This window comes from Streptomyces sp. NPDC059142 (assembly GCF_042755665.1).
Lineage (GTDB): Bacteria > Actinomycetota > Actinomycetes > Streptomycetales > Streptomycetaceae > Streptomyces.
This window is the reverse complement of the sequence record NZ_JBHZDA010000038.1, coordinates 27,196-32,818: the sequence shown is the minus strand read 5'-3', so window position 1 is coordinate 32,818 and position 5,623 is coordinate 27,196. Positions and strand designations below refer to the sequence as shown.

The 5,623-nt window shown below is 73.6% G+C and carries 3 protein-coding genes; 2 read left to right on the top strand and 1 reads right to left on the bottom strand.

What is annotated here, in order from left to right; all coding sequences use genetic code 11:
* Window positions 1-125: 125 nt before the first annotated feature.
* A complete protein-coding gene (gene trxA, locus ACFXPK_RS16400) occupies window positions 126-506 on the bottom strand; it encodes a thioredoxin (protein WP_385006240.1) in 381 nt (126 codons plus the stop codon).
* A 135-nt stretch (window positions 507-641) separates the two neighbouring features.
* On the opposite strand from trxA, the gene ACFXPK_RS16395 reads away from it, so the two are divergent.
* Both ACFXPK_RS16395 and ACFXPK_RS16390 read left to right on the top strand, forming a co-directional pair.
* On the top strand, window positions 642-2,075 hold the full coding sequence (locus tag ACFXPK_RS16395; RefSeq protein WP_385075836.1) for a dihydrolipoyl dehydrogenase family protein: 1,434 nt from the start codon (window positions 642-644) through the stop codon (window positions 2,073-2,075).
* A gap of 130 nt (window positions 2,076-2,205) precedes the next feature.
* A complete protein-coding gene (locus ACFXPK_RS16390; RefSeq protein ID WP_385075833.1) occupies window positions 2,206-5,526 on the top strand; it encodes a glycoside hydrolase family 2 TIM barrel-domain containing protein in 3,321 nt (1,106 codons plus the stop codon).
* The last annotated feature ends 97 nt before the right edge of the window (window positions 5,527-5,623 follow it).

Here is a 5,623-nt window from a genome sequence, read left to right as displayed (position 1 = left end):
CGTGGGGGGGCGCGGTCGCTGCGGCGGGGCCGCCGGCGGCGCGGGGCGGGGGGTGCGTGGCGGCGCCCCCCCGCCCCCCCCCCCGGCGTGTGGGGGTCCGTTCCGGCCCGATCGGGCGGGTGGGCTCAGCCCTCGGCCGCGTTCTTCGCCTCGGCCTCCGCGACCGACTTGCGCACCTCGTCCATGTCCAGCGCGCGCGCCTGACCGATCACGTCCTCCAGGGCGGACTCGGGCAGGGCGCCCGGCTGGGCGAACACCGCGACATTGTCCCGGACGATCATCAGCGTCGGGATCGAACGGATCTCGAAGGCCGCCGCGAGCTCCTGCTGAGCCTCCGTGTCGACCTTCGCGAAGACCAGATCGTCGTGACGCTCCGACGCCTTCTCGTAGACCGGGGCGAACTGGCGGCACGGACCGCACCAGGAAGCCCAGAAATCGATCAGGATGAAGTCGTTCTCCGACACCGTCCGGTCGAAGTTCTCCTTGGTGAGTTCCACTGTGGCCATGGCCTGGTACCTCTTCCTGCTCTCCGGTGAAGCCGCCTGCGACAACGGTCCGGGCCGCCGCCGTATTCCTGACACCCCGGGCCCCTGCCCGATGATCGTCTGGCCATGCGGCCCACCGCCCTCCAGACTGTCCCCATGACAGAAGCTGTGGAGTACGACGTGGTGGTCCTGGGCGCGGGCCCCATCGGGGAGAACGTCGCCGACCGGGCCAGGGCGGCCGGGCTGAGCGTGGCCGTGGTGGAGAGCGAGCTGGTCGGCGGCGAGTGCTCGTACTGGGCGTGCATCCCCAGCAAGGCGCTGCTGCGCCCGGCCCTCGCGCGCGCCGAGGCGCGCAGGGTGCCGGGGCTGAGCGAGTCGGCCCGGGGCCCGCTGGACGCCGCGGCCGTGCTCGCGCACCGCGACTACTTCACGTCGCACTGGAAGGACGACGGCCAGGTCGGCTGGCTGGAGGGGACCGGCGCGGTCCTGTACCGCGGCCACGGCCGGCTGGACGGCCCCCGCCGGGTGACGGTGACGGGCCCCGACGGCGCCGAGCGGACGCTGGCGGCGCGGCACGCCGTCGCCGTCTGCACCGGCAGCCGGGCCGTCCTGCCCGAGCTGCCCGGACTCGACGGGGCCGGTGCGTGGACCAGCCGGGAGGCCACCAGCTCCCCGACCGTCCCGGCGCGGCTCGTGGTGGTCGGCGGCGGTGTGGTCGGGATGGAGATGGCGACCGCGTGGCGGGCGCTCGGCTCCGAGGTCACCGTGCTCATCCGGGGCGGCGGACCGCTCCCCCGGATGGAGCCGTTCGTGGGCGAGCTGGTCACCGAGGCGCTCACCGAGGCCGGCGCCACCGTCCGTACGGGCGTGTCGGTCACCGCGGTCGAACGCGACGGCGCGAGCGGGCCCGTCACCGCCGTGCTGGCGGACGGCGAGCGGGTCGAGGCCGACGAGATCCTCTTCGCCACCGGCCGCGCCCCGCGCACCGACGACCTCGGGCTGAAGACGGTCGGGCTGGAGCCGGGCTCCTGGCTGGCGGTCGACGACACCTGTCTGGTGGAGGGGAGCGACTGGCTGTACGCGGTCGGCGACGTCAACCACCGCGCGCTCCTCACCCACCAGGGCAAGTACCAGGCCCGCGCGGCGGGCGCCGCCAACGCCCCGCGCGCCAAGGGCGCCACGGTGTCCGCCACGGACACGTGGAGCGCCCACACCGCCACCGCCGACCACGCCGCCGTCCCCCAGGTCGTCTTCACCGACCCGGAGGTGGCCGCGGTCGGCCTCAGCCTCGCGGAGGCCGAGGCGGCGGGCCACCGGGTCCACGCGGTCGACTACGACCTCTCGGGCGTCTCCGGCGCGGCCCTGTACGGCGACGGCTACCGAGGCCGCGCCCGTATGGTCGTCGACCTGGACCGGGAGATCCTGCGCGGGGTGACCTTCGCGGGACCGGGGGTCGGCGAGATGCTGCACTCCGCGACGGTCGCGGTCGTCGGTGAGGTCCCGATCGACCGGCTGTGGCACGCCGTTCCCTCGTTCCCGACGATCAGCGAGATCTGGCTGCGGCTGCTGGAGACGTACCGCGACCGGTGAGCTGACGCCGGGCGGGCAAGGGGCGCCGGCCCCGGGCCCGATGGTCCGAAAGTAGGCCATCGGGCCTTGTGTGGTGGGTGGTTCCGCCGGAAGCTGGTGGTTCTTGTAGCCTTCCGTTCGGAGCCGCCGCATGAGTGCAGACCGACCGAACGACCTCCACCAGAACTCCCCGTACGGCGCCGGGCCGCGCCGCCGCAGCCTGCTCACCGCCGGAGCCGCCGCCCTCGCCGGCTGGTCCGTGTTCACCGCGCAGAAGCGGGCGTTCGCCGCGGAGGGCACCCCGGCCGCCGCGAGCACCGCGCGCGCCGGGGGTACGGAGTGGGACGCGAACCCGCGGGTCTTCCAGGTGAACCGGGAGGACCACCGGGCCCGGCTCGTCCCGTACGCGGGCGTCGCCGACGCGCTGCGCGGAGACCTCACCCGCTCCCCGTACTACCGTTCCCTGAACGGCACCTGGCGCTTCCGCTGGTCGAAGAACCCGGAGACCCGCCCCACCGGATTCCACGCCCCCGGCTTCGACGACAGCGGCTGGGACCGTATCCCCGTACCGTCCAACTGGGAGATGCTGGGCTACCCCGAGCCCATCTATCTCAACATCAAGTATCCCTGGGTCGGGTACGAGACGCCCGAACCCCCGGACATCCCCCGCGAGTTCAACCCCGTCGGCGCCTACCGCCGGGACTTCACCGTGCCGCGCGCCTGGGACGGGCGGCGCACACTCCTCTCCTTCCAGGGCGTGAAGTCGGCCTTCTTCGTCTGGGTGAACGGCGAGCGCGTCGGCTACAGCGAGGACAGCTACACCCCCGCCGAGTTCGACATCACCGAGCGGCTGCGCCCCGGCCGCAACACCCTGGCCGTCGAGGTCTTCCGCTGGTCCGACGGCAGTTGGCTGGAGGACCAGGACATGATCGACCTGTCCGGGATCTTCCGGGACGTCTATCTCTACGCCACCCCGGCCGTACGGGTGCAGGACCTCTTCGCGCACACCGCGCTGGACGCGGCCTACCGCGACGCCGTGCTCACCCTCGACGTCACGGTACGGAACCTGGGCCCCGGCAGCCCGGACGGGCACCGGCTCACCGCCACGCTGTACGACACGAAGGGACGCCGCGTCCGCTGCGGACCGCTCGAAGGCGGCGTCGCGTTCGACGGTACGGGAGCGGAAGCGGGCCGGGACACGAAGGGCGGCCCGGACGCGGCCGTCACCCTCGAAGCCGCCGTCCCGGCCCCCGCGCTCTGGTCGGCGGAGGCCCCGCACCTGTACACACTCGTCGTGACCCTCGCGGACGCGACGGGCCGGACCGTCGACGTCCAGCGCACCCGCATCGGATTCCGCCAAGTCGAGTACGGTCCCGGCCGGTTCACCGTCAACGGCGCGCCCGTCATGCTCCGCGGCACCAACCGCCACGAGAGCGACCCGGACCACGGCCAGGCGGTGCCCGAGAAGCGGATGGTCCAGGACATCGTCCTGATGAAACGGCACAACATCAACGCGGTACGCACCTCCCACTACCCCAACCACCCGCGCTGGCTGGAGCTGTGCGACGAGTACGGCCTCTACGTGATCGACGAGGCGAACCTGGAGACCCACGGGGTGCGCGACCGGGTGCCCGGCTCGCTGCCCGAGTGGACCGACGCCTGTCTGGACCGGATGCACGCGGTCGTCGAGCGCGACAAGAACCACGCGAGCGTCATCGTCTGGTCCCTCGGCAACGAGGCGGGCCAGGGCTCCAACTTCCGTGCCATGGCGGAGTGGACGCACGGCCGGGACCCCTCGCGGCCGGTGCACTACGAGGGCATGAACGCCGTCGCCGACCTGCACAGCGAGATGTACACGAGCCCGGCGGGCGTCGAGGCGTACGGCAGATCCGGCAACCCCACCCCGTATCTGCTGTGCGAGTACAACCACTCGATGGGCAACAGCGGCGGCAATGTGCGCGAGTACTGGGACGCCCTCGAACGCTACCCGAACCTGCACGGAGCCTTCGTCTGGGACTGGGTGGACCAGGCGATCCGGCTGCCGGTGCCCGGGGATCCGAAACGCACCTATCTGTCGTTCGGCGGCGACTGGAAGCCCGGCTACCCCACGGACGGCAACTTCTCCTGCAACGGTCTGGTCGACGCGGACCGCTCCGTCCATCCCGGGCTGCTGGAGATCAAGCAGATGTACCAGCCGGTCGGGATCGGCGCCGGTGAGCTGTCCGCGGACGCGTCCGGCGGCACGGTGCGCGTCCACAACAAGCAGCTCTTCACCGGTCTGGAGGCGTACGAACTCCGGTGGACGCTCACCCGGGACGGTGAGCCGATCCAGCACGGCACCCTGCCCGCGCCCGAGGTGGCGCCGGGTGCCACCGCGACCGTACGCATCCCGTTCCGCGCCCCCGGGCCGTCCGCGCCCGGCACGGAGCACTGGCTGAACCTGGCGTTCGTCCTGCGCGAGGCGACCGACTGGGCCCGCGCCGGACACACCGTCGCCGAAGGGCAGTTGGCCCTGGAACCGCGGACGCCGGCCCCGGCCCCGGGCGCCGCGCCGTCCGGGCGGGCGCTGCCGGCCCTCCGGCTCGACGAGTCGGCGGGGGAGATCAGGGTGACGGGCCGGGACGTGGAGGTCGTCCTGGACAAGGCGTCCGGCACCCTCTCCGCGTACCGCTTCCGGGGGAAGCTCCTGCTCGCCGCCGGGCCCGTGCCGAACTTCTGGCGCGCCCCCACCGACAACGACATCGGGCGCGGCGCCCAGAACACCCTGCGGACCTGGCGGGACGCGGGCGAGCGGCGCACCGTGACCTCGGTGACCGCCCGGCACTCCGCGCCGGGCGAGGTCACCGTCGAGATCGGCGCCACCCTGCCCACCGCTCCGGTGACCGCCGACTGGCACACGGTGCTCACCGTGCGCGGCGACGCGGAGATACGGATCCGGCACACCCTGCGGGCGCCCTCCGGGCTGCCCGATCTGCCCCTGGTGGGAACCCTGTTGACGGTGCCCGCCGGATTCGAGCGGATCGACTGGTACGGGCGCGGTCCGCACGAGAACTTCTGGGACCGCAAGTCCGCCGCCTTCGTGGGCCGTTACCGCTCCACGGTCGACGAGCAGCCGCCGCCGTACGCCCGCCCGCAGCAGATGGGCAACATGACGGACGTACGCCATCTCTCGCTGACCGACCGCACCGGGGACGGGCTGCTGGTGGCCGCCGACCCGGCGCCCGGTGAACCCCTGCTGGAGACCAGCGCCCTGCACCACACGCCGGCCGACCTCGACGGACCCCGGCACCCGTACGAGCTGACCCGGCGCCCCGAGACGGTGCTCGCCGTCAACCACCGGCAGACCGGGGTGGGCGGCATCAACTCCTGGGGCGCCGCCCCGCTGGCGCAGTACCTGCTGCACGCGGGACGCGACTACACGTACGCCTACCGGCTGCGGCCCGCGGCCCCGCGCCACGTCCGGGAGGAGTGAGAGACCACCCCGCGCCCGGGGGGGGGGGGGGGGGGGGGGCCCGCCCCCCCCGGGGGCGCCCCCCCCCCCCCCCGCCCCCCCGCCCGCCCGACCGCCC